General features: G+C 65.5%; 2 protein-coding genes. Both read right to left on the reverse strand.

The features are described 5' to 3' along the window. Nucleotides 1–148 precede the first annotated feature (148 nt). Nucleotides 149–877, reverse strand: coding sequence for an IS21-like element helper ATPase IstB (gene istB, locus V7050_RS20300; RefSeq protein ID WP_324411183.1), 729 nt, complete (start codon nucleotides 875–877; stop codon nucleotides 149–151). Next, nucleotides 859–2,385 (reverse strand): IS21 family transposase, encoded by a 1,527-nt coding sequence (gene istA / locus V7050_RS20305; protein ID WP_324411185.1) that lies wholly within the window; start codon nucleotides 2,383–2,385, stop codon nucleotides 859–861. Before istA ends, istB begins: the two co-directional genes overlap by 19 nt. Between the last annotated feature and the right edge of the window lie 166 nt (nucleotides 2,386–2,551).

A 2,551-nucleotide genomic window follows, 5' to 3' on the forward strand; every position in this document is an offset into this window, starting at 1 on the left:
TGTCAATTCGCGTTCAATCGCCGCCCCTTTTCGCTTCCAAAGCTATCCCCCTCGTGTGACGCAGACGAGAGCGGCCGCCCCGGCGGAGATGGTCGGGGTTTCGCAGCCGGGGCGGCTGCGGTTCCAGAGGGCGGTGACGTCGTGAGGCTCAGGCGCGGTTTTTGAAGCGCCAGCTCTCATTGCCGGTTTCGACGATGTCGCAATGATGGGTGAGGCGATCGAGCATGGCTGTCGTCATCTTCGCGTCGCCGAAGACCTGCGGCCAGTCGGCGAAGGCGAGATTGGTGGTGATGATGATCGAGGTGTTCTCGTAGAGCTTGCTGATCAGATGGAAGAGCAGCTGTGCGCCCGACTGGCTGAAGGGCAGATAGCCGAGTTCGTCGATGACGATGAGGTCATGTCGCAGAAGCGTTTCGGCGATCCTTCCGCTTCGGCCGGCGGCCTTTTCCTGTTCGAGTTGGTTGACGAGGTCGACGAGGTTGAAGAAGCGGCCCCTCGCCCTGGCGCGGATCACGGCGGCTGCGATAGCGATCGCCAGATGCGTCTTGCCGGTGCCCGTTCCGCCGATCAGGATCAAGTTGCGCTTCGCCTCGATGAACTCGCCTTGCGCCAGCTCGCGTATGTGGCCCTCGTCGACCGGCGTGTCCCGGAAGACAAAGGCGTCAAGGTCCTTCAGCACCGGGAACCTGGCGCCGCCGATGCGATAGTTGATCGAGCGCGACTGGCGGTGGGTGATCTCCGCCCGGATGAGGCTGGCCAGAAGAGGATAGAGTTCGTCGCGCCGGTTGAGCCCCTTGCCGGCGATCTCGTCGAAGCTCGCTCGCATGCCGTACAGCTTAAGGCTCGTCATGGCCTCGATCAGTTGATGGCGTTCCATGGCCGTGTCTCCTTCCTCCCTCGCAGGGCGTCGTAGCGGGAGCAATCGGCGACGGGCTCGGCTTTGAGCCGGAGCGCGTCGGGCGTGGTGATGCTGGGCGGGGTCGGCGGCTGGCGCTTGCGGGCCAGGATCGCGACGATCACATCGCCATTGGCGATGCCGGCGGCCAGTGCCTCGCCGCAGGCGTCCGCGACGGCGCCGATCCCGTCATCGGGAACGCGGCCGAGGATCTTCACGAACTGGCGGTCTCCGTCGGGATGGCGGGCGAGCTGCGCCCTGACCTGCGCCAACGGTTCGGGCAGGTTCCAGTCCTTGAAGGGCGCGCCGTTCCTCAGCGCACCGGGCTTGCGCATCAGCACCGGCAAGTAGTGCCAGGGATCGTAGATCACCTGCTCGCGCCTGAACGAGCGGGGATGCTCGGCCACCACCTCGTCGCCGAGCAGGACCACGATCTTCTCGGCGTAGGCTCTGACCAGCACCGGACGGCCCGCAGCTCTGGCGTCGACGCTGTACTTGTTGCGGTCGTGCGCGATCAGGCAGGTGGTCGTCGCCCGCATCGGCTTCTCGACGAAGCCGGCGAAGGGGCCGAGATACGGCGTCAGCTTCGCTCGCTCCTCCTCGAACACCTCGAAGATCGTCCGGTCCTTGAACTCGGGATGCTTGGTGCGCGTGGCGTAGGCGACACACTGGTCGGCGAGCCAGGCGTTCAACTCATCCAGCGTCTTCACCCGCGGGCGGGGGCGGAACAGAAGGTCGCGGACCGTGCCGACCTGGTTCTCCACCTGCCCCTTCTCCCAGCCCGACGCCGGCGTGCAGGCCACGGGGTCGACCAGATGGTGCGAGCACATCTGCAGGAAGCGGCGGTTGTACTGGCGCGCCTTGCCGACGAAGATCGTCTCCACCGCCGTCTTCATGTTGTCGTAGATGCCGCGCCGGCACACCCCGCCGTAGAAGGCGAAGGCCTTGTCGTGCGCGTCGAAGACCATCTCCTGCGTCTCGCGCATATAGGCCCGCGCGATTGGCATCCGGCTATGGGAGAGCCGCATCTGCGCCACCTTCACAGTCATCGGCAGGCCGTTGAGCTCGATCGCCTCGTGGCTCCAGTCAAACTGGTAGGCCTCGCCAGGTTCGAAGCTCAGCGGAACGAAGGCCTGCGCCGGCGTCCTTGCCCGCTCCATACGCCAGGTCTTCGCGAAGCGGTGCACACTGTCGTGCGCCCCGTCGTAGCCGCGTCCGCGAAGCTCCTCGAACAGCCGCACCGTCGAGCGCCGCTCGCGCCGGGGCAGCTTCTCCTCCGCCTCCAGGATCGCCGTCAGGACCTCAACCCAGGCGCCGAGCTTCGGTAGCGGCTGGACCTCGCGCCTGTAGGTGAACTCAGTCTTGCCCGACCGCAGAACTTTGCGAACCGTGTCCCGCGAGATGCGCAGCTCACGAGCGATCCGCTTGATCCCCTTGCCATTCTGGTAATGCTCGAACCGGATTCGCGCGATCGTCTCCACACCCGTCATCCCCAGACCCCCTCCAAAGACGGAAAGGATCGTGCGTCACTGCGTCAGGGGGGAGGAAATTGGACGCGAAATCCGCCCCTCATGGGGTGGTTGTTGCACGCGACTTCACAGCCGACGGTCGCATATCGAGTCGAAGGCGCCCGACGGGCGGAAGAGATGGATGCGC

Source organism: Amaricoccus sp., assembly GCF_036846665.1.
Classification (GTDB): Bacteria; Pseudomonadota; Alphaproteobacteria; order Rhodobacterales; family Rhodobacteraceae; genus Amaricoccus.

Coding starts and splice junctions, on each gene's coding strand:
- istB (WP_324411183.1), bottom strand. CDS start 877: ATGGAACGCCATCAACTGATCGAGGCCATGACGAGCCTTAAGCTGTAC.
- istA (WP_324411185.1), bottom strand. CDS start 2,385: ATGACGGGTGTGGAGACGATCGCGCGAATCCGGTTCGAGCATTACCAG.